This is a genomic window from Ruegeria sp. O5, from assembly GCF_056535105.1.
In genome coordinates this window covers 49,059-69,024 of record NZ_JBQERN010000016.1, presented here as the reverse complement: position 1 = coordinate 69,024, position 19,966 = coordinate 49,059, and the positions used below count along the sequence as shown (strand labels likewise).

Genomic DNA, 19,966 nt, shown 5'->3' with positions numbered 1-19,966 from the left:
GCCTGCTGGCCAACACCCTCACCGCCTGCTGCCGCGCAAACAAACTCCCCGAACCAGAAGGCCTGACCGCGTGATATACGCGGGGGCCGGATCGGACCCTTCGGACCGGCCCCCTTTTTTGGCAGGTAAAGTTCCAGCCAAATTGCTCCCTGACTGCCCCCTGACTGCATGGACAAAGCGCCCTGAATGGGTTTGACAGCCGAACAAATCGTGATATCCCTGTAATCCCAGTTGGTTACAGGTGAAGACACTGTTGTGTCTGACGCATTCGGGTTGAGCTATGCTAATTCATGCACAAAAGCGGTATGACGTCTAAAATAAGTATAATCCAGAAGGCATTTTCGCTGCAGCGTGTGGTAGCGGGTTTGGTCTTTCTTCCTTTACTTGCATATGCGTTTCCACCCTTCCATGATTCTGACCTGTCATTTGGATTGCGGCTTGTATTCTGGGCCGGAGTGATGGTCCTTGCTTTGATGGTGACCGGGCTTGCCAGAAAGCTGATGCGGAAGAATCCCGTTTTCCTGAATGTTCCGGCGCGGGACCTGGCGTTTGTTACTTTGACCCTGGCATTGTTCACGCCCTCACTTTGGATGTTGGCCTGGGTTCTTTTCACCTGTGGTGGATATATGGCACCGGACGCCGAAAGGGTTGTGGTTTATGGCGCTTTGTTCGCGACTGGCTTGATGCTTGTTCAGCGCAACGATCTGAATGCTGCGGCAAGTACTGAGTCTGATCCTGAAAAACCACGCCTTGTCAAACGCTTGCCACCCGGGTTCAACGGGCAGATCTATCGCCTGACTGTTCGGGATCACAACGTAGATGTTGTCACCTCAGAAGGCACCTTCACGCTTCGGTCGCGTTTCACAGATGCAATCGCCGAGATGGAGCCTGTCCCGGGTCATTGTTCGCACCGTTCGCATTGGGTCACCGACGCATCCATTGCAAGTGTCGAAAGAGAAGGCAGCAAAACCTTTCTGAAACTGGTCAATGGCGATCTGGTTCCGGTCAGCCGGAAATACAAGCCGTTGCTGGAACAGGACGGCCTGATCTGAACCTATTGTGGCATTGGCATCATATGCGGATGCGGACCTGTGAGGATCGCCATCGCCTGCGATCCCATGAGTGCCGACAGCACATGATCCGAACTGCGCAGCCCCCCGGTAAAGGTGCCATATGCCGGAAGTATCAGGCGATGATCGTTCAGCAGAAAGGCGGGGCGTGAAATATGACGTCCCTTGACCCTGATCCGGACTTTTGGATGGTAATGGCCGGAAACTTCTCCTCGCGTGGGATCCTGCGCGATATGACGGAAAACAAGCGGGCCACGGTGCCATTCGAACAGATGGGTTCCACCCATCTCAATAGGACCGGGATCGTGGTTCCCCTCAATCCAGATCCACTGACGTCCGGACTGTAAGGTCGCGATCCTTAGCATTTCTGATTTTGGCAGCGCCCGGGCAGCCTCAAGATCATCGAAGCTGTCGCCCAGACATACAACGGTTTTGGCGTTCGTATGCCCCAGGTCGTCCTTCAGGCGGTCCAGCGTTTCACGGCTGTCATAAGGCGGAAGCGAAGGACCACCACGCCGCGCCACGCGCTCGGATTTGCCCAGATGCAGGTCCGACACGCACAGCAGGTTCTCGTCTGGCCACCAAAGCGCACCGGAAGGCAAAGCACACAGGCGCTGACCTGCAAAGGGAAACCCAAGTTCGTTCATGATACGTTCTTGGCCTGTTTCAGAGCCCGGCGCAAGCAGATCAAAGCTGATCCAACCCCGCCGCTTGCAGCAGACGCGCGGTTTCTTCCGCCAGAAGCCTTTCTTCGGCACTGCCTTTCACCGGCACTTTGCCAACCTCCAGAAACAGTGGCGCTGACAGGGGCGAGACACGCTCGAGCCGCACCAGATCGATTCTGTCGCCAATTCGGGCCAGCATTGTTTCGATCCGACCGAAATCGACAAGCCCGCGCATGGCTTCTTCGCGGGTGATCTGCATCAATAGGTGATCGGGATCGTATCTAAGCAAGGTGTCATACAGGATGTCCGACGAAAACGTAGCCTGCCGCCCGCTTTTGCGCTGCCCTGCCATGTTGCGTTCGATCAGACCGGCAATGGTGGCCGATGCACGAAACGTGCGCTTCATAACGGCGTTGCCTGCCAGCCAGGTGTCGAGCCCGTCGCGCAGGGCATCGGGTTGAAGCAATGGGCGGGGATCGGTAACCGCGTCCAGACCCCAGATCAACGTGGCATAGTCCGTGGCGACAAACCCCAGCGGGGCCAAACCGGTTTCCTCCATCCGTTTGGTCAGCAGCAGGCCCAGTGTTTGTTGCGCGTTGCGCCCAGCGAATCCGTAGACGCACAGATGTTCACGCCCGTCGCTGGGAAAGCTCTCGATCAGCAGCCGATCACGCTGGGGCAGGCGGGACATCTGGCGCTGCAAATCCAGCCATTCAGACGTATGAGGGGGAAGCTGTGGCCAGCCCTGTTGGGCGAACATGTTCAGGATGCGGTCGCTGAGTTGCGTTGAGGTTGCGAATTTCGTGCCCGAAAAGGTCGCAATCTTTGGCTTTCGGTCAGCACGCCGCGTGACTTCGACCACCATCTCGCGCAGTCCCTCATACCGCACGATTTGCCCGCCGATCAGGAAGGTGTCGCCGGGCGTCAGCGAGGCAGCGAATGCTTCTTCAACCTCACCCAGAGGTTTGCCGCCCCGGTTACGTTTCAGACGAACTTTGAGCGTATCCGTGTCCTGAATAGTGCCTAGATTCATACGAATGCGCGACGCGGCGCGTGGGTCGCGCAACTGCCATTGCCCGTCGGTACGCTGCTGCAACCTTTGCCAGCGATCATAGGCTTGCAGAGCATAGCCGCCGGTGGCGCAGAAATTCAGGCAGGCGTCAAACTCTGCCCGCTTCAGCTGAGCGTAAGGCCCGGCGGATGTCATCTCGGCATATAGATCATCTGCGTTAAACGGCCCGGCGCAGGCGGCAATCAGGATATGCTGGCACAAAACATCGCGCGGGCCGCGACCGCGGGGTTCCCCATCTAATTCATGGGCTTTGGCGGCCTCTAGCGCGGCGACGCATTCGACCACTTCGAAGCGATTGGCAGGCACCAAAAGCGCCTTGGAAGGTGCGTTATAGCGGTGGTTGGCCCGTCCGATCCTTTGCACCAGCCTTTTGACATTCTTTGGCGCGCCGATCTGGATCACCAGATCGACATCCCCCCAATCGATGCCCAGATCCAGCGAACCGGTGCAGACGATCGCGCGCAAGTCACCTCGAACCATTGCCGCCTCGACCCGCTCGCGCTGCTGCCGGTCCAGACTGCCGTGATGGATGCCGATGGGCAGACCGTCATCATTGGCCAGCCAAAGATTGTGAAAGAATATCTCGGCCTGGGCGCGCGTATTGTGAAAGATCAACGTGGTCTTGTGATGCTTGATCTGCTCCAGCACAGCTGGGATGGCATAAGCCGCGCCACCACCAGACCAGGGTGGCATCTGTGACGTTTCCAGCATTCGGATATCCGGGTCCGGGCCGGGGTCGGCCTGTACAATCTGGCAGGGATCAGGGTGGCGGGCCAGAAAGCGGGCAATCGCAACAGGATCTTCCACCGTCGCCGACAACCCGACGCGGCGCAGATCGGGATTGAGGCGTTGCAGGCGTGCCAGCGCCAGCATCAGCTGATCCCCGCGCTTGCTTTCAGCCAGTGCGTGGATTTCATCGACGATGATCCGCTGCACACCTTCAAACATACGCGGGGCATCCTCGTACGAGGTCAGCAACGCCAGACTTTCCGGCGTGGTCAACAGGATATGCGGTGGATCAGCCCTTTGGCGTTTCTTCTGCGTGGCTGAGGTGTCACCGGTTCGATCCTCGATCCGAATAGGCAGACCGATCTCATCCACCGGGGTGCGCAGGTTACGTTTGATATCCGCTGCCAGCGCCTTGAGCGGCGAGACATAGATTGTGTGCAATCCATTGTGATCAGCATCCGCAAGTTCAGCCAGCGACGGCAGAAATCCGGCCATGGTCTTGCCGCCACCGGTGGGCGCAATCAACAGTGTCGCCGGGCTGCATGCGCGGTCGAACATCTCTTGCTGATGCGGGTGGATGGACCAGCCTTTGGTGGAAAACCAAGTGGCAATCCGTGCGGGAATCTGCGTCATGAACGCAGACTACCCGCCCCGGAGTGGTAATGGCACGGCGTTATTTGACGATTTTCTCGTCTTTGACGAACATGTTGGCCCAGGCCCGGTCGATCAGTTCCGGGCTCATCTGATAGGGGATGCCTTCGAACTCGCAGATCGAGATCATCTGGTCGATCAGGAAGATCGGTTGATAGTTGGCGTAGATATTGTTGATGGTCGGGTACTTGACCTTCAGCAGATGCACCAGCGCCGCCTCATCCAGTGGCATCCCGCGTTTACGCGCAACCATGGCGAAAATCTTCAGGAAGTTCTCCTGATTCGGACCGTCGATCTTGATCTTGAAGAAAATCCGGCGCAGGGCTGCCTGGTCAAAGATCTCGTTCGGGTGGAAGTTGGTCGAGAAGATGACCAGCGTATCAAAAGGAACTTCGAATTTCTCACCCGATTGCAGGCCCAGGATATCCTTGTTTTCTTCCAGTGGAACAATCCAGCGGTTGACCAGCGCCTGCGGCGGTTCGGCCTGACGGCCAAGGTCGTCCACGATAAAGATGCCGCCCGTGGATTTCAGCTGTAGCGGTGCCTGATAGGTTCTTGCCGTGGGGTTGTAGACAAGGTCCAGCATACTAAGCGACAGTTCGCCGCCGGTAACCACGGTCGGGCGTTCACACTGCACATAGCGTGAGTCGAACCGCTTGCGGCGGCGCAGGCTGTTCGGGTCGTCGGCTTCCTGCTCGATCGCGGTGTGCACGATCGGGTCGTAGACCGTGATCACCTGCCCCGCATATTCGATGGCGTAGGGCACATAGACATTGTCCCCCAGCGCATCGCGAATGCCGTTCGAGATGGACGATTTACCGTTGCCCGGCGGACCATACATCAGGATCGACCGGCCTGCGCTGACTGCCGGGCCTAGATGATCCAGCAGGCTGTCGGGCAGAACCAGATGGCCCATGGCGTTGGTCAACTGGTCGCGCGTGACCTGAATGTTGCGGATCGATTGACGTTTGACTTGCTCGCGATAGACATCCAGCGGAACGGGCATCGCACCGAAATACTCGGACTGGCTGAGGGCATCCAGAGCGCGGGCCTTGCCGGCATCAGTCAGCTGATATCCCATCTCGTTGCCGCTGTTGGCGTTCAGCGTCCCCATTGCCTCAAGCAGCTTCTGCTCGCGTGCAATGTCGATCAGCTCTTGGGTCACAGCGCCAGGCAGACATATGGCCGCAGAAACTTCTGACACGGTGCTGGTGTTCTTGCGGAATATGGTCTTCAGCAAGATATCCCGCATCATCACCAGCGGAAGCTTCATTTCGCTTAACCCCTTCGGGGTAGGGGGGGCCATAACAGAGGAAGTCTGCATATTCATGCGCGGTGCTCGTTCGTCAAATTGTAACGCCAACTGCCCGAATAAGGGCGACTTGAAGGAAAAATGACCCAGCTTTGTGGCGGGACAAAGGCAGCGGCAAGGCGCGCTGATGATAGTTTACGAACCGAGAACAGTACCCAGAATCAGATACATGGCCAGCGAGCCACCCAGTGCGAACCCCATGGGGAACTGTTTGCCCCGATCCCAACTTTCCCAATGTGGCGCAATGGTGCGCAACCTTGTGATTTTAGCCAAACGATGCGTGACCACGGCGGCCAGAATACAGGCGGTCAGAATAAGCAGCACCAGCTTTAGATCGCCAAGCCAGACAAATGGCGCGGACGCGGCAAGAAACTTAGCGTCGCCCGCGCCCATTGCCCCTGACGCGTTCAGAAGAATGCCGAAAATCAACACCACGGGGATATGCAGAAGGTGCCAGAAATAGATCGGCATCGACACATTGATCAGCAACAGATGACCGCTGACCGCGCCGGTGGACCAGGGCGGGATGGCAACCAGCCCGACCACGACAAAAATCAACGCCAGCGCAACAACTGCATGGTTTTTGATCCGCATCTCGCGCATATCCGTGAAGGCCACGTAAAAGCAGATCGGCAGCACGAAGGGCAGGAACCATGCCGCCGCCGCAGCGGGGATTTGCATGTGTCAGGCCTCTTCAAGCGCACGAAGCGAGCGAACCGCTTCATCGAAATGCTGCGGATGGGTGGCAATAGCCTCGCGGAACAGGTTTTTCGCGGTTTCTACATCGCCCTGCTTGACCGCGGAAATACCCATCGTATTCAGCAGTAGCGCCCGTTCAACCTGGGTCATCGGCACCACTGGAAGGCTATAGTTGCCCTGCGCTGACCGGGCCAGCACCAGATTATTCTTGGCAGTGAACAAAGAGCTGTCCTGGCGGACTGCGTCGGTGAACAGGCGTTCGGCCTCGGCATACTGGCCACGGGTCAGTTTCGAATACCCCCAATTGTTCATTACGCTGCCCGGGCGGGTGGTCAGCCCAACGGCCGTTTCATAGAAATGATCAGCCCGCTTCCACTCTTTCCGGGAATCCGCGACCACCGCCTCAAGGCGATAGCGTTTAAAGGTTTCGAACGTTGGGGGAACCGTATCCAGAACGGTTTTGGCCTGAGACCAGTCGCCATTTCGCACCAGCGCATCGGCGTACTCGACCTTGTCTGCGGCGTTCGTACCCTTCATTGTCGTCACGCGCTTCCACGCTGCTGCCGCTTCGGTGGTGCGTTTTGCGCGTCCCAGGGATATTGCCAACCCGCGCTGAAGATCGATGCGATCAGGGTTCTTGAGTGTGGCACCGTGAAAATAGGTCACCGCCTCGTTCGGGTCGGCGGCACTCAACAACACATCGTTCAGGTTGGTTTCGTCAATGACGTTCACTTCCTGAAACGTCCGTTCCACCTTTTCCTCTTCGGTTTCCTTTGCACAGGCCGAAAGGATCAGACCGCTGATAATAACAGCCGGAATCAAGAATTGCTGGCGCATTTTTTGCGTCCTTTACTGCTCTTGCCTCGATTACTGGATTTTGCGTAGCGCGAATTGCCCGTCGCCAAGCTGCTCCAGTGTAAATTCTTGTTGTTCTTGCGGGATATTATTAACAGGATTTTCCATTTTTGCGAGTGCTAAGCGCAGATTGTCGCGGATTGCGTCACTTTCGCCATTGTCCAGCGCGTAAGCCCGTTGAAAGACCTGCGCCGCTTCGGGGTACTCCTGTTTCTCCATCAGTAGAACACCCAGATTATTCCATGCAACAGGCCAATCCGGATCGCCTTCCACGGCGCGGCGCAGCAATTTCTCGGCCTGCCCTAAACGCCGCAACCCAAGATTGGCCGTACCCAGAGAGGTCAAGACCTGTGTCGTCATACCCTGGTCCAGCGCGGCGCGGGTAAAAGTATCAAGCGCCAGTTCGTATTCACCGGCAGCCATCAGCCGGTTTCCGACCTCGATATTGTCTTCTGCTTGTCCCCTGGGATCAACTCCCGGCGCATCCAGGCCGTTCGGCGACAGGCCTTCTGTGCAAGAAGCCACCATGGTGCAAACCACGGTGGCCTTAAGTATTCGGCGAAACCCGGAAGGGAAGCACCAGAATTCAGCTTTCATAGGGTTTTATCATCCTGCGCGCCCGAAAGTCGAAATGACATTCGCCGACGGGCCGACCAGAATGATCAGCAGTGGCGGAACTGTCAGCATCATTGTGACAAGAGTCATCTTGGTAGGCAACTTGTTCGCAGCCTCTTCGGCGCGCATCACGCGTTTGTCACGCATCTCTGAGGCGTAAACCCGCAATGCCTCGGCAATGGATGTACCGAAAGTCGCCGACTGGATCATCACGGTGACGAATGAGTTCACGTCCTGTACGCCGCAGCGCACTCCGAAATCGCGCAAAACAGTGTCTTTGTCCTTACCGGCTTTCATCTCGTGTGCGACGGTTTCGAATTCCTGTGCAATATCTGGGTAGGAGGATTTCATTTCACCGGACACGCGCACGATGGCCTGGTCCAGTGATTGTCCGGCCTCAACACAGACCAGCATCAGGTCAAGCGTATCTGGAAAGCCTGCGGTAATCGCCTCTTTGCGTGCTTCGACCCGGCGCGTGATCCAGTATTTCGGCGCGAAATAACCGATTGCGGCTGGCACGAATACCCGGATCATCATCTGCTGGCCGGTGAACTCCTGACCGTTTGACAGGACCGTAATCAGCAGAACACCGACAACGATACCAATGATACCCAGCGAAAACTGCGCAAAGTGAAAGAACCGGACCGCATCTTTTGACCGGTATCCCGCCTGACGCAGCTTCAGCTCAACCGCCGAATACTCTTCTTCGTTTTTCGGTTCCAGGAAAGTCGCGAATTTCTCAAGCTGCTCATTGCGGCTGGAGTTACGCAGTTGCTCTTTCTTGCTTTTTTTCGTCGCCCGGGGCGCCGCATTCGACCGCTGAAGCTTTTTCAGAGGATCTTCCGGCTGGCTCATGATCAGTGAGACAGCGACAAGAACCATGATCAGGCCAAGTACACCCACTACGATCAGGGGGCCGAACTCACCCAGGTGTTGGGTCAGCAGGTCATTGATGTTGGTCAGAAATTCCATTGTGCTGCCCTCAGACCTTGATGTTGGTGATGATCTTCATGACGATCAGGTTCAGTGTCAGCAAAATGCCGACAACGAAACACGCAGGGATGAACCAGGGGTGATCCAACACTTCGTCATAATACCCCGGATCCTTGACCAGGATGAAAATCAGACACGCAATTGGGAAGCCAGACAGGAACTTACCTGACCATTGGGCTTCGGCCGTGATCGCCTTGACGCGCCGGAACAGGCGGAACCGCGCGCGGATCACCTGTGCCAATCCAGCCAGAATTTCAGCCAGGTTACCACCGGACTGCTGCTGAATACCCACAGCAACCGCGAGGAACCGAAGATCCTGCATGTCCAGACGTTCGGCCATATCTTTGAGCGCCTCGCCCACATCGCGTCCATAGGCGCATTCATCCGCGATAATACCAAACTCGGTTCCCAGCGGATCCTGAACTTCGTTGGAAACAACCTGAATTGTCGAAACGAAAGGATTACCCACACGAAGCGAACGCACCATCAGCTCAACCGCGTCAGGCAGTTGCTCTTCGATCATGCCCATACGTTTCTTGGCCTTGTGGTTTACCCACGCGTAAACACCGCCAATACCGATGGCGATTGAAATCGCGATGCGCAGCGCCGTATCCGTCGCGGTACCAATGCTCAGACCGACAAATGCCATGGCCGAGACCAGAGCCATGATCATGATCAGCTGACGGGGTGAAAACGCAATCGCGGCTTTTTGAGCCTTGTCAGCAAGCAGCGAATACAGAGGAATGCTCTGTGATTTCATGTGCTGCTGCATTTCCTTGCGCAGCTGCTCCAGAACCTGTTCGCGCCCGGCACCCTTTTCCAGCATGTCCAGACGCCGGTTGACCCGGCTGTTCAGGCTGATGGATTTGCCGAACGCAACCAGATAGATGCCCTCGACCAGGGCAAGAACCCCCACAAAGATGGCGACATAGATGATCGCCTCCATAGGCAATTGCATACCCGGTTCTCCTACATTGTGGTTGGGTCGTAGATGGATGCGGGCAGATCAAACCCCCACAGACGGAAGCGTTCCGAATAGTGGCTGCGCACACCAGTTGCCGTAAAGTGACCGATGATCTTGTTGTCAGGTGTCAGGCCAACACGTTGAAAACGAAAGATTTCTTGCATTGAAATCACGTCACCTTCCATACCGGTAATCTCGGTGATCGAGGTCATGCGGCGCGAACCGTCCTGCAATCGGCTGGCCTGAACGATCAGGTTCACAGCGCTTGCGATCTGGCTGCGGACGGCCTTAATGGGCATTTCGATGCCGGCCATCGCGATCATGTTTTCCAGACGTGAAATCCCATCCCGGGCCGAGTTCGCGTGGATCGTGGTCATCGAACCGTCGTGGCCAGTGTTCATGGCCTGCAACATATCGATCACCTCGGCGCCGCGTGTCTCGCCGACGATGATGCGGTCAGGTCGCATACGCAAGGCGTTCTTCAGACAGTCGCGCGGACTGACCTCACCTTTGCCTTCCACGTTGGGCGGTCGGCTTTCCATCCGGCCCACATGCGTCTGTTGCAGCTGAAGTTCCGCTGTATCCTCGATGGTCAGGATGCGTTCGGCATCGTCGATAAAGCTGGACAGAGCGTTGAGCGTAGTCGTTTTACCGGAACCGGTACCGCCCGACACGATAACGTTCAGTCGGGTCGACACGGCAGCTTGCAAATAGGCAGCCATTTCCTCGGTGAACGCACCAAAATTGACCAGATCATCGATACCCAGCTTGTCTTTTTTGAATTTACGAATCGAAACCAGAGACCCATCAACCGCGATAGGGGGCACCATGGCGTTGAATCGCGATCCATCGGCCAGTCGGGCGTCAACATAGGGGTTGGATTCATCGACACGACGGCCTACCGCGGACACGATCTTATCGATGATCCGCATCAGGTGCTTTTCATCCTTGAAGGTGATGTCGCTGATTTCCAGCTTACCGGCACGTTCGACGAAAATCTGATGCGGTCCGTTGACCAGAATATCGTTGACCGTATCGTCCTGCAGAAGCGTCTCAAGCGGGCCAAGGCCTGTTACTTCGTCATAAAGTTCTTTGTTCAGCTGCGATCGGTCGTCGCGATTCAGAACGATGTTCCTGGTTTCCAGAACTTCGCTGGCGATTGCGCTGATTTCGGCTCGTAGCTCCGCTTCGGCGGCAGTTTCCAAAGCTGCCAGGTTCAGGTTCTCCAGCAACTCGCGGTGAAGTTCGATCTTGATCTCACTCAGCCGCTCTTTGCGTTTTCGATCACGATCTGCCCCGGCAACCTCGGCCGTTTTTTTCTGAGGTTTGCGTACGACGGCCGTTGCAGCGGGGCTGGGGGCAGCTTGTGCGGCAGGTGCCGCCGTTTCGACCGGCTGCGCTGCCGCTTTGACGGGCTGCGCTGCTGGCTGTTTTTTATATCTTGAAAACACGGCGATCCCCCCTTGGGATGATGTTACGCAGCTTCAGCGCTGCTGCTGCCAAGGCTGTGAAGTGATTTGGCGAGCTTCGCGATTTCCCGGCGAAGCGGGTTCTTGGCGGCTGAATTGGCCAGCGGCAAACCATGGTCGCCACTTTGCATGACAGGTTTGCCCCCATCAGGCAGCAGCAGATCAATAGAGATGCCAAGGCTTTCCCCCATACGTTTCACGCGGCTTTTTCCATTCAGGTCGGTGAATTTTGGGGCCCGGTTCAGCGCAAAGCGCAGCTTGTTGAAGGGCAGTTCTTCGGCCTGCAACGCGCGCTTGAGGCGCAGGGCGTTCTGAGCCGAGCGCATATCAAGCTCGATCATTGCAAAATATACATGCGCCGCCTGCAAGACCGTTTCCGACCACAAGACCAGCGTTTTGGGCATATCCACAACCACATAGTCGAAATGCGTGCGCGCCACGTCAATCACGCGCTGGATGTCTTCGGGGGTAATCAGGTCCAATGGCACCATGTCGGATGGTGCAGTCAGGACCTGCAGTTTTTCTTCATAAGTTTGAAGAGCTTGTGAGAAAACCTCGCTGTCCATCGAATCCGTATCCGACAGCATTTCGAACACCGTCTCGCGGCGTGCCAGGTCCAGATAGGTTGAAACCGTGCCGTATTGCAGATCCAAATCGATCAGACAGACAGACGGGGCATCCTTGTCCGAGGCACAGGCCAGTTCCCAGGCCAGGTTTACCGCCAAAGTCGTGGATCCCACGCCACCAGCAAGTCCCTGAACGACGAACAACGCGCCTTCCTTTGATTCGCCACTTGCCAATGGAACAGCTGCGGCTTGCGCCATGACAACCGGATCGGGCTGCTTCATGCGTTCTACCGCTTCCTGCAATTCACCTTCCGGAAGCGGGTAGGGGACAAACTCGTCCGCACCCTTGCGCAGCAATTGGTGGAGCGAAGCAGGTGTGACGTCCTCTGCGATCAAGACGACCTTGATCTTCTTTTCCTTGGCCCGCGTGATGATTTCACCCATCAATGACAGGTTGTCTTCATCTTCCCCGTCGATTGCCAATGCAACGAATTCAAGTGCTTCGGCTTCTGGCTGGCTGAAAAAGGCCAGCGCTTCGGCAAAGCCCAGGTCGCCCCAGCGCTCGCCCAGAATGGTTTCCATGTCTTCAATCAGAAGGTCGAAATTCTGGACATCCCGGCTTATGGTGCAGGCCAGGATTGCAGAATTTTCGTCTTGCGGCGTTGCGCTGGTCATAAACACTATCCTCGTCGTGAGGGCTCAGCATGTCATATGAACGAATTCCGCCAGATTGATGTGCTGTCGCCCCAATACGGTCAAATTTGGCCGCAGGTCACCCTATTTTTCACAATGTTGCTTTGAAGTTGGGCAAGAATTGGGCGCAAAAGAACCAATTGTAGGGAAATGGGCGACGATGTCGCCCATTCTGCTTGTATTATCCACCAATGCCAGCGGCACTAGTTGGCCGTATCTGTTGTTGATACATCTTCGATCACGCTCTTCCACGTCGCACTTTCAACGTATTCGCGATAGATGATGTTGGCGTATTTGCCGTCCAGCAGCTGCGGGTGACGGTCAACAAAGCCAGAAACTTCCGTTACCGTCCGGCGGTTGCGGCGATCCCGATTCGGTGTCGCGATCAACGGCTGCGTTTTTCCAAAGGATACAACGGCTTCAAGACGTGAACGCGAGATTCCTTGCCGTTCAAGGAATGCGACTACTGCCTGTGCGCGGCGTAGACCAAGGCTCTTGTTGTAACTGGTTGATCCTACAGCATCTGTGTGTCCGTAAACCCGGAACCTGGCTTCGGGGAACTGTTTGATCCAGTCAGCCTGCTGCAACAGTATGCTTTGCGCTGATGCGTCCAGTTGCGAACTGTTGAAGGCAAAGTTCACTTGGCTGGGCACATCCGCGGCAAATCTGCGCCCAAGAATCTGAGCATAGGTCAACTCGCCGTTTTGAACCTGGATATTGTTCAATGTCGCGTTTCCAAAGGTTCCGGCATCGATCTCATATCCGACCTCGCGCGTACATGCGGCAACGGCGACCGTAAGACCCAGTGTGATGATCCACTTCTGCATTGGTCCTATCCTCCTGATCAATCTAGGACGTAGCCGTACGAGCTGCCAAAATTCTGTTTGGCAACTTCGGATGCTCCGCCGGCTCCGGGCCGCTGTGTACGAGCAACCCGACCATTCGCGAACAGGTCAAATTCGCTGGGTGGTTTGACACGATCGGTGGGAAGGGCTAGCGCCTCGCCACGCGTCGGCGTCACCAGATGCGCCGTTATGATGACGACAAGTTCACTTTGTTCGCGCTGATAGTCAGCGCTGCGGAACAAGGCCCCCAGAACCGGCACATCTCCCAGCCACGGCACTTGGTTGACCTGGTCAACAAAGTTGTCCTGAAGCAGCCCTGCGATGGCAAAGCTTTCCCCGTCGCGCAACTCTACAGTGGTCTTGGCTTCCCGCACGATAAAGCTGGGAACGGTGTCTCCATTGATCGTGAAGTTCGTGCTGGTGTCGATGCTCGAAACCGAGGTGCCCATTTCCAGATTGATCAGGTCGCCGTCCACAACCCGCGGGATGAAGTTCATATTCACACCGAAGGCTTTGTACTCGATTGCCACGACACCGTCGTCTTGCGGCACTGGAATCGGAACCTCACCGCCAGCCAGGAACGTTGCTTCCTGTCCGGACAGGGCCGAAAGGTTTGGTTCGGCAAGGTTGCGAACAAGGCCCTTCGACTCGAGGGCTTGCAGCAGCAAGTTGACCTGAGCTGATCCGACCCCGAAGCCAAACAACAACGTACCATTTTCCACGGTGATAGGGGGAACAAGGTTCTGCGGATTGAAGCCACCGAGAAAATCAGTGCCCGCAACTGAAAGTGTTGAAGAAAGCTCTTTTGCGACTGAGCGATTCATCTCGGCAAAGCGTACTTTCAGCATCACTTGCTGCACGCCACCTACAGACATCAGGTTCGATACACGTTCGGGCGCGTAGCGTTCAGCCAATTCAAGTGCGCGGGCCAGTTTGGCGGCGCTTGAAACCGTGCCGGACAGTACGATGCCATCATTGGCGGTGCGCACTTCAATCTGCTCACTTGGCAGGATCTGACGCAGACGCTCTTTAAATTCGGTTACATCGGGCGAGACCCGGACACGTACGTTGGCAAGCAGATTTCCTGCGCCATCAAACAGTGTTAGCGTGGTCAGGCCAGGGGCCTTGCCCAAAACATAGATTGTGCGATCCGAAAGCGAAGAGATATCCGCAATGCCTGCGTTGGCAATGCTGAGCTCTGCAAACGGTTGTTCGCTTTCCACAACAATCGCGCGATTCATCGGAACTTCCAGCGTTTCCACTGTGCCCTTTTTCACCACGCGAAGGGTTTCAGCCCAGGCGGCATCGCCGACCGGGCTCATAACAAGCGACAACCCCAGCAGGGTTGCGCTGATCCAGGAACGTATTGTCATGTGACCTGCCTCTCCGATCACGCCTCGTTTTTTGGGTCTTATGCCCTATGTGCTAAGAGACTGCGCGAAATCCGAATTTATTGCAATAATCAATGGTTTCTGGAATTTTCCTTATGTGGAGAATTGGCAACAACAACAAGAAAAGAGCCGCATCTGAGATGCGGCTCCGATCTTGTAACACTCTGAATTGGCGTCAATTTGTACAGGGTATAGGCACGTTGACAATCTCTCCACCGCGTCTGATGCGCGTCGTGCAGACCTGTTCAACCTCTTCCTTCGGTTCCGGAGCGGCTGCCGTTATTCCAAGCAGTTTGCGCTGATCCACCTCGATTGCCGACGCAACAGAGTCATCCTGCACCCCAACAAGGGCCAGCGACAGCCGCCCGGTGTTCTGGGCCTGCGCGAGTGCTGCGACCTGTTCCGGCGTGGCTGCGACCGTGACTGTGCGTGCAATCGTTGCGCTTGCGACGTCCGAACCAGCGGTCTGGTCGACGGCGATCAGCTGAACGTTGGTTTCGATCAGTTTGGTGATGCCGCCAGAATTCCCTTCTACCGTCCCGCTTGACCCGGTCCAGTAGATGTCGACATTGTCGCCGGGGCGCAAGAAGCCTGAAACACCAGAGGCCACGTCCACGCTGATCGCAAAGGCGCGCATACCTTTTTCAAGACGAGAGGTCAGCCCGGCCGATTCGCCTGGCCGTGTGATCTTGACCTCCATAATCGCCTCGTCTTTTTCCATGGTCCTCAGAATATAACGCTCATTGGCGCCACTTTCGGGAAACAAGGCAGTGAGATCAGAGAACGTACCTTCGGGAATCGCGTTTTCCGGCCAGTCTACAGCGCGCACGTCTTCCTGCGTCAGGCGTTCACCGTATTTCAGAGGACGATTTGAAACGTAAACAGTTACCGTCGGGATGACATCGACTTTGGCATTGGCCAGCGCTTCTTCTGCCGCTTGTTTCTGCCGTGCCAGTTCGCTTTGATAAGCCGCAATATAGTTGCGCGCCATGTAAACGGCGCCCCCAGCCAGAGCAACGCCGACAATCAGGACAAGTCCGAATACCGCTCGCATACATGCACCTCTTTCTTATTTAGTCGGATACTAAGCGGCCAAAGGGCCACTTTGAAACAGCCCAAGTGTTAAATGTAAATTGTGTCGAAATGTGGGACAAAAATGTCTGCTTGTTAGATTCTGCGTCAGCTTTCGCACAATTCCGCAAAACGACTGCTGTCATCTCCCTGCGGCAGGCCAGACGAAGAACAACGAAACAAACGCCGCGCCCAAAAAGGTCGCCGCGATTATTTGCCCGACACGTTCACCAACAAGCTCAGGAAAGCTGGTGAATGTGAAAACTCGCTGTGGGTCAGTTGGTTCCCGCTGTTACAAGGCCACCAGGAGCGGTGTTCGAGCCGGTACTGACAACAGAGGAACTCATGGCTTGGTTGATGTTACCGCCGATACCATCAACACTTGATCTGATGACAAGGTAGGTCGCGCTTGACAGACCGATGAGCACTGCGGTCAAAACCACCCAGTCAACGGTCACCGCTCCTGCTTCGTCCGATTTGAACCGATTAAGGAACTTTAGCATCTACTTATCTCCAATACGACAATTCAGTGTTTCCTGTAACGTCGCCTAACAGTGGTTCGTTCGGATGGCGGAAATCAGGCCAAAAGTTGATTTCGGTGGAAATATCCAAGATTCCAAACTTTTTCACGGGCTCTTTTGTGCGCAAAGACCTGCAAATTGGGCGTGATCAATTCGGTGGCGCTCGCGGCGTGGCGTGCGAGGTAGGACCGTCAAACTCTATTCTTAGAGATATTGAAAGACCTCTGAACGAAAAAAAGACGCGCCTGAATGGCGCGGCGTCAAAATCTTGCTCAAGCAGAAGCTTAGCTGCCGCTGTTGCTGCCTGCAGTTGTGATACCGCCGGTTGCGGTGTTGCTGCCGGTGCTCAGCGATGCGCCGTTCAGGGCCTGGTTCACGTCTGTTGCCAGGCCGGTCGCGCCAGCCGAGATCTGCTGGTATGCAACGGCTGCCAGGCCGATGACTGCTGCGGTCAGAACAACCCAGTCAACTGTTACTGCGCCGTCTTCGTCTTTGCGGAAGTTCTTGATGAACTTGATCATGTTACGTCCCTCCTAAAGGATCAAAAAGAGTTTAACAAACCTCGGCGTTCTTCAGAGCTTTCTCTCTCAGTCCGCTCATGTCCGTCTCGGTATGGATTAATGTTTGCCTGTTGTGCGTGGCAGGAATTGGGCCAAACACAGATTTTTTTTCGCGCGGCTTAACTTTTTAGTCACTAAATGCGTAAGCGTTTGTAAATAAGGCAAAAAAAAATTCTTTGATTGATGCCAAGCGCTCTGTAGCGGTGCAAATTTACGCCAAATGAGGCGAAATTGCCCCAATTCGCTTTGTTTTTCTGGCTTTGGGCGAAGATTCGCGGTTCAAATCGCGTAAAAAGAATACATGAGGCAGGCACATGACTCTCCGGAACGCACTTCAATGCGCCGGTGTACTGGCGTTTCTACTATCTGGTGTCGCACCCGGGTATGCGACCGAGGTTGAGCCGCGCGGAGTTTACAAGCGGATCAAGGCCCCCAAGCCGGGTGAGCGTCCTCGCGTGACCATTCAGATCACACCCGAGGAACACGCGGCCAAGCCCTCAGCCCCCAGCACAGGGGTGGAGCTGGTGGTTCCAGAAATCATAGCAAGAACCAAAGTGGTTCAGCCCACAGTGCCGGGAATCGGTGCCGCGCCTGACCCGAAAGGGTCGTACAAGGCATTCTGGGACCGCATTTCACCGCATATCGATGAAGGTGGGGCCGGGCGGCTTGATGCTGCGATTAACGCGCTGGCGGCGACGAATGTAAGATCACCCCGGCTGCAATCGCTGCAAAACATAGCAAAAGAACGCGGGATCGAGATTTTGCGGTCAACCGTGGGAACCAATGTGTCGCCAGCGCTGGTGCTGGCCGTCATTTCGGTTGAATCAGCCGGTCGCGCAGATGCCGTCAGTTCGGCCGGCGCGCAGGGGCTTATGCAGTTGATGCCCGCCACAGCTGCCCGCTTTGGTGTTAAGGACAGTCTGCAACCCTCGCAGAACATCGCCGGGGGCGTGAAATACCTCAACTGGCTGATGGAAGAGTTCGGGAATGATCCGATTCTGGTTCTGGCCGGTTACAACGCGGGTGAGGGGGCTGTACGTAAACACAGCGGCGTGCCGCCTTATGCCGAAACCCGGGATTATGTCCCCAAGGTTCTGGCCGCTTTCCAGATCGCGCGGGCTTTGTGCGCGACACCGCCGGATCTGATTTCAGATGGTTGCGTGTTCCAGACCTCAAATTGAAAAAGGCCCGCCTCGATCCGGCGGGCCTTTTCTTTTTTTCAGCCGACGATTGTCGCTTCGGTCGCAGCGCGCATTTCGTCTTCACTGACACCATCTGCCAGTTCGACGATTCTCAATCCGCCCTCGACCACGTCCAGAACGCCCAGATTGGTGATGATGCGATCCACGACACCCTTGCCTGTCAGTGGCAGAGTGCATTCCTTCAGGACCTTGCTTTCACCGTGCTTGTTGGTGTGGTCCATAACCACGATCACGCGCCCAACGCCTGCAACCAGGTCCATGGCGCCGCCCATGCCTTTCACCAGCTTGCCGGGAATCATCCAGTTTGCCAGGTCGCCTTTCTCATCCACTTCCATGGCACCCAGGATCGCAGCAGCGATTTTGCCGCCCCGGATCATCGCAAAGGACGTGGCGCTGTCGAAATAGGCAGTGCGGGACAGCTCGGTGATCGTCTGTTTGCCCGCGTTGATCAGGTCCGGGTCTTCTTCGCCCTCATACGGGAAAGGGCCCATACCCAGCATTCCGTTTTCCGATTGCAGAGTGATGTCCTTGTCGCCCACATAGTTCGCCACCAGCGTCGGAATCCCGATGCCGAGGTTCACATACATGCCGTCTTCCAGTTCCTCTGCCGCGCGTGCGGCCATCTGATTGCGGTCCCAGGGCATTATGCATCCTCCTTCTTGCGGGTGGTGCGCTGTTCGATGCGCTTTTCGTGATCGCCTTGGATGATGCGATGCACATAGATGCCGGGCAGGTGGATCTTGTCCGGGTCCAGTGAGCCGCGCGGAACAATCTCTTCCACTTCGGCCACGCAGATCTTGCCGCAGGTGGCAGCGGGCACGTTAAAGTTGCGGGCGGTCTTGCGGAACACCAGATTGCCGGTGTCGTCAGCTTTCCAGGCCTTGACGATAGCCAGATCGGCAAAAATGCCTTCCTCAAGGATATAGGTCTCGCCGTTGAAATCCTTGTGCTCCTTGCCTTCCGCAATCACGGTGCCGACGCCCGTCTTGGTGTAGAACCCGGGAATACCGGCACCACCGGCGCGCATCCGTTCGGCCAGTGTTCCTTGCGGGTTGAATTCCAGTTCCAACTCGCCGCTCAGATACTGACGCATGAATTCGGCGTTTTCGCCGACATACGAGCTGATCATCTTTTTGACCTGCTTGGTCTGCAACAGGATGCCGATACCGAAATCGTCCACACCGGCGTTATTCGACGCAAAACTCAGGTCCTTGACGCCCGAATCCCGGATGGCAGCAAGCAACAGTTCGGGAATGCCGCACAGGCCAAACCCGCCCGCGGCAATCAGCATGCCATCCGTCAGCACCCCATCGAGTGCCTCGGCGGCATTGGCATAGACTTTCTTCATGGAAAACTCCCCCAATGACATGGTGATGGGCAGGTTTTGCCGCCACGTCATGGGGAAGTCAATGAAACCAGAAGGTTCAGGTATTTCTACGGTAGTTCAGCTGACAATAGTGTCAGTCGGCGATCAGGATCCCGCAGGCGATGCGCCCACCTGCACCGCCAATGGGCTGGCTCATGTGATCGTCGCCAGCTTCGTGGATGATGAAAGTTGATCCGTCCCCATCCAGCAATACATCTCCATCACCTTCAAGCGAAACAAGGTTTGTAAAGGCCTCCATCTCGCCCACGCCATCCTGTCCCACATATAGATTGGGCAGATCGCCGGGCTCGGGGCCTTCAGGGTTCAGCAGCCCATGTGCGCCTTCAACTTTGCCAACATGGCCTTGGGCCGTCTTGAACCCTTCGCCGGCCTCGCAGACACCATGGCTGTGCAGGTGCAACCCATGTTTTCCCGGCGGCAGGTCTGTGACGCGCACGTGCAGCAGAACACCATTGGGCCCTTGCGTCGCCTTCGCCTGACCAATGACGTCGCCTTGCGCGTTGATGATTTCGGCTGTGGCGGACTTGACGTGATGCGCGGCATGGCCCTGCGTGGCAGCCGCAACGCTTATCGCCGCAACAAGAATGGCGGTTCTGAACATGTCTCAACTCCTTTACTGAACAACGCAATCCTGTA

21 protein-coding genes are annotated in these 19,966 nt (G+C 56.1%); 2 read left to right on the top strand and 19 right to left on the bottom strand.

From position 1 onward, the window contains the following. Window positions 1-251: hypothetical protein (locus tag ACR0M3_RS16580; protein ID WP_480911748.1), on the bottom strand; the 251-nt coding region annotated here is incomplete at its 3' end. A 249-nt stretch (window positions 252-500) separates the two neighbouring features. Between ACR0M3_RS16580 and ACR0M3_RS16575 the strand changes: the two genes are divergently transcribed. Further along, window positions 501-1,052, top strand: a complete 552-nt coding sequence (locus ACR0M3_RS16575) for a LytTR family DNA-binding domain-containing protein (protein ID WP_480911745.1) — start codon at window positions 501-503, stop codon at window positions 1,050-1,052. 2 nt (window positions 1,053-1,054) lie between these two features. Here ACR0M3_RS16575 and pdeM read toward each other — a convergent pair whose 3' ends face one another. From pdeM to ACR0M3_RS16500, 15 genes are all read right to left on the bottom strand, one after another. After that, on the bottom strand, window positions 1,055-1,717 hold the full coding sequence (gene pdeM, locus ACR0M3_RS16570) for a ligase-associated DNA damage response endonuclease PdeM (RefSeq protein WP_480560402.1): 663 nt from the start codon (window positions 1,715-1,717) through the stop codon (window positions 1,055-1,057). Window positions 1,718-1,757: 40 nt separating this feature from the next. After that, window positions 1,758-4,169 carry a ligase-associated DNA damage response DEXH box helicase gene (locus ACR0M3_RS16565; RefSeq protein WP_480911743.1) on the bottom strand — a complete coding sequence of 804 codons (2,412 nt, stop codon included), beginning with the start codon at window positions 4,167-4,169 and terminating at the stop codon, window positions 1,758-1,760. A gap of 40 nt (window positions 4,170-4,209) precedes the next feature. After that, window positions 4,210-5,517, bottom strand: coding sequence for an ATPase (locus ACR0M3_RS16560; RefSeq protein WP_480473719.1), 1,308 nt, complete (start codon window positions 5,515-5,517; stop codon window positions 4,210-4,212). Between the two features lie 117 nt (window positions 5,518-5,634). Next, window positions 5,635-6,180, bottom strand: coding sequence for a prepilin peptidase (locus ACR0M3_RS16555; RefSeq protein ID WP_480473718.1), 546 nt, complete (start codon window positions 6,178-6,180; stop codon window positions 5,635-5,637). Window positions 6,181-6,183: 3 nt separating this feature from the next. Beyond that, window positions 6,184-7,035: a tetratricopeptide repeat protein gene (locus tag ACR0M3_RS16550; protein ID WP_480911741.1), complete on the bottom strand. Its 852-nt coding sequence runs from the start codon at window positions 7,033-7,035 to the stop codon at window positions 6,184-6,186. Window positions 7,036-7,065: 30 nt separating this feature from the next. Next, complete coding sequence (locus ACR0M3_RS16545) at window positions 7,066-7,650, bottom strand: tetratricopeptide repeat protein (protein ID WP_480586136.1); 585 nt, start codon at window positions 7,648-7,650, stop codon at window positions 7,066-7,068. A gap of 9 nt (window positions 7,651-7,659) precedes the next feature. Beyond that, window positions 7,660-8,640, bottom strand: a complete 981-nt coding sequence (locus tag ACR0M3_RS16540) for a type II secretion system F family protein (protein ID WP_480604995.1) — start codon at window positions 8,638-8,640, stop codon at window positions 7,660-7,662. Window positions 8,641-8,650: 10 nt separating this feature from the next. Continuing rightward, a complete protein-coding gene (locus ACR0M3_RS16535) occupies window positions 8,651-9,619 on the bottom strand; it encodes a type II secretion system F family protein (protein ID WP_267363023.1) in 969 nt (322 codons plus the stop codon). An 11-nt stretch (window positions 9,620-9,630) separates the two neighbouring features. Further along, entirely contained in the window at window positions 9,631-11,076 is a 1,446-nt protein-coding gene (locus tag ACR0M3_RS16530) for a TadA family conjugal transfer-associated ATPase (RefSeq protein WP_267363024.1), read from the bottom strand. Between the two features lie 23 nt (window positions 11,077-11,099). Further along, on the bottom strand, window positions 11,100-12,335 hold the full coding sequence (locus tag ACR0M3_RS16525) for a CpaE/TadZ family protein (RefSeq protein WP_480773932.1): 1,236 nt from the start codon (window positions 12,333-12,335) through the stop codon (window positions 11,100-11,102). Between the two features lie 221 nt (window positions 12,336-12,556). After that, window positions 12,557-13,180: an OmpA family protein gene (locus ACR0M3_RS16520; RefSeq protein WP_480484368.1), complete on the bottom strand. Its 624-nt coding sequence runs from the start codon at window positions 13,178-13,180 to the stop codon at window positions 12,557-12,559. 17 nt (window positions 13,181-13,197) lie between these two features. Next, window positions 13,198-14,571, bottom strand: a complete 1,374-nt coding sequence (locus ACR0M3_RS16515) for a type II and III secretion system protein family protein (protein WP_480484369.1) — start codon at window positions 14,569-14,571, stop codon at window positions 13,198-13,200. A 193-nt stretch (window positions 14,572-14,764) separates the two neighbouring features. After that, complete coding sequence (gene cpaB, locus ACR0M3_RS16510; RefSeq protein WP_480484370.1) at window positions 14,765-15,643, bottom strand: Flp pilus assembly protein CpaB; 879 nt, start codon at window positions 15,641-15,643, stop codon at window positions 14,765-14,767. Window positions 15,644-15,935: 292 nt separating this feature from the next. Then, window positions 15,936-16,163: a hypothetical protein gene (locus tag ACR0M3_RS16505; RefSeq protein WP_480484371.1), complete on the bottom strand. Its 228-nt coding sequence runs from the start codon at window positions 16,161-16,163 to the stop codon at window positions 15,936-15,938. A gap of 302 nt (window positions 16,164-16,465) precedes the next feature. Next, window positions 16,466-16,702, bottom strand: coding sequence for a Flp family type IVb pilin (locus tag ACR0M3_RS16500; RefSeq protein ID WP_480484372.1), 237 nt, complete (start codon window positions 16,700-16,702; stop codon window positions 16,466-16,468). 353 nt (window positions 16,703-17,055) lie between these two features. Between ACR0M3_RS16500 and ACR0M3_RS16495 the strand changes: the two genes are divergently transcribed. Beyond that, window positions 17,056-17,922: a lytic transglycosylase domain-containing protein gene (locus ACR0M3_RS16495; RefSeq protein WP_480911739.1), complete on the top strand. Its 867-nt coding sequence runs from the start codon at window positions 17,056-17,058 to the stop codon at window positions 17,920-17,922. A 38-nt stretch (window positions 17,923-17,960) separates the two neighbouring features. On the opposite strand, the gene ACR0M3_RS16490 is transcribed toward ACR0M3_RS16495, so the two are convergent. The 3 genes from ACR0M3_RS16490 to ACR0M3_RS16480 all read right to left on the bottom strand — a co-directional run bounded on the left by ACR0M3_RS16490 (window position 17,961) and on the right by ACR0M3_RS16480 (window position 19,931). Beyond that, window positions 17,961-18,587 carry a CoA transferase subunit B gene (locus tag ACR0M3_RS16490; RefSeq protein ID WP_267363038.1) on the bottom strand — a complete coding sequence of 209 codons (627 nt, stop codon included), beginning with the start codon at window positions 18,585-18,587 and terminating at the stop codon, window positions 17,961-17,963. After that, window positions 18,587-19,291, bottom strand: coding sequence for a CoA transferase subunit A (locus tag ACR0M3_RS16485; protein ID WP_209505579.1), 705 nt, complete (start codon window positions 19,289-19,291; stop codon window positions 18,587-18,589). Before ACR0M3_RS16485 ends, ACR0M3_RS16490 begins: the two co-directional genes overlap by 1 nt. A gap of 112 nt (window positions 19,292-19,403) precedes the next feature. After that, on the bottom strand, window positions 19,404-19,931 hold the full coding sequence (locus ACR0M3_RS16480) for a superoxide dismutase family protein (RefSeq protein WP_480539575.1): 528 nt from the start codon (window positions 19,929-19,931) through the stop codon (window positions 19,404-19,406). Window positions 19,932-19,966: the final 35 nt, after the last annotated feature.

Bases quoted from the DNA above. Each gene is read 5' to 3' on its own strand.
- ACR0M3_RS16535 (WP_267363023.1), bottom strand. From the start codon at position 9,619: ATGCAATTGCCTATGGAGGCGATCATCTATGTCGCCATCTTTGTGGGG.
- ACR0M3_RS16565 (WP_480911743.1), bottom strand. From the start codon at position 4,169: ATGACGCAGATTCCCGCACGGATTGCCACTTGGTTTTCCACCAAAGGC.
- ACR0M3_RS16550 (WP_480911741.1), bottom strand. From the start codon at position 7,035: ATGCGCCAGCAATTCTTGATTCCGGCTGTTATTATCAGCGGTCTGATC.
- cpaB (WP_480484370.1), bottom strand. From the start codon at position 15,643: ATGCGAGCGGTATTCGGACTTGTCCTGATTGTCGGCGTTGCTCTGGCT.
- ACR0M3_RS16520 (WP_480484368.1), bottom strand. From the start codon at position 13,180: ATGCAGAAGTGGATCATCACACTGGGTCTTACGGTCGCCGTTGCCGCA.
- ACR0M3_RS16555 (WP_480473718.1), bottom strand. From the start codon at position 6,180: ATGCAAATCCCCGCTGCGGCGGCGGCATGGTTCCTGCCCTTCGTGCTG.
- ACR0M3_RS16545 (WP_480586136.1), bottom strand. From the start codon at position 7,650: ATGAAAGCTGAATTCTGGTGCTTCCCTTCCGGGTTTCGCCGAATACTT.
- ACR0M3_RS16495 (WP_480911739.1), top strand. From the start codon at position 17,056: ATGACTCTCCGGAACGCACTTCAATGCGCCGGTGTACTGGCGTTTCTA.
- ACR0M3_RS16505 (WP_480484371.1), bottom strand. From the start codon at position 16,163: ATGCTAAAGTTCCTTAATCGGTTCAAATCGGACGAAGCAGGAGCGGTG.
- ACR0M3_RS16485 (WP_209505579.1), bottom strand. From the start codon at position 19,291: ATGAAGAAAGTCTATGCCAATGCCGCCGAGGCACTCGATGGGGTGCTG.
- ACR0M3_RS16480 (WP_480539575.1), bottom strand. From the start codon at position 19,931: ATGTTCAGAACCGCCATTCTTGTTGCGGCGATAAGCGTTGCGGCTGCC.
- ACR0M3_RS16560 (WP_480473719.1), bottom strand. From the start codon at position 5,517: ATGAATATGCAGACTTCCTCTGTTATGGCCCCCCCTACCCCGAAGGGG.
- ACR0M3_RS16540 (WP_480604995.1), bottom strand. From the start codon at position 8,640: ATGGAATTTCTGACCAACATCAATGACCTGCTGACCCAACACCTGGGT.
- ACR0M3_RS16525 (WP_480773932.1), bottom strand. From the start codon at position 12,335: ATGACCAGCGCAACGCCGCAAGACGAAAATTCTGCAATCCTGGCCTGC.
- ACR0M3_RS16490 (WP_267363038.1), bottom strand. From the start codon at position 18,587: ATGCCCTGGGACCGCAATCAGATGGCCGCACGCGCGGCAGAGGAACTG.
- pdeM (WP_480560402.1), bottom strand. From the start codon at position 1,717: ATGAACGAACTTGGGTTTCCCTTTGCAGGTCAGCGCCTGTGTGCTTTG.
- ACR0M3_RS16575 (WP_480911745.1), top strand. From the start codon at position 501: ATGCGGAAGAATCCCGTTTTCCTGAATGTTCCGGCGCGGGACCTGGCG.
- ACR0M3_RS16500 (WP_480484372.1), bottom strand. From the start codon at position 16,702: ATGATCAAGTTCATCAAGAACTTCCGCAAAGACGAAGACGGCGCAGTA.
- ACR0M3_RS16515 (WP_480484369.1), bottom strand. From the start codon at position 14,571: ATGACAATACGTTCCTGGATCAGCGCAACCCTGCTGGGGTTGTCGCTT.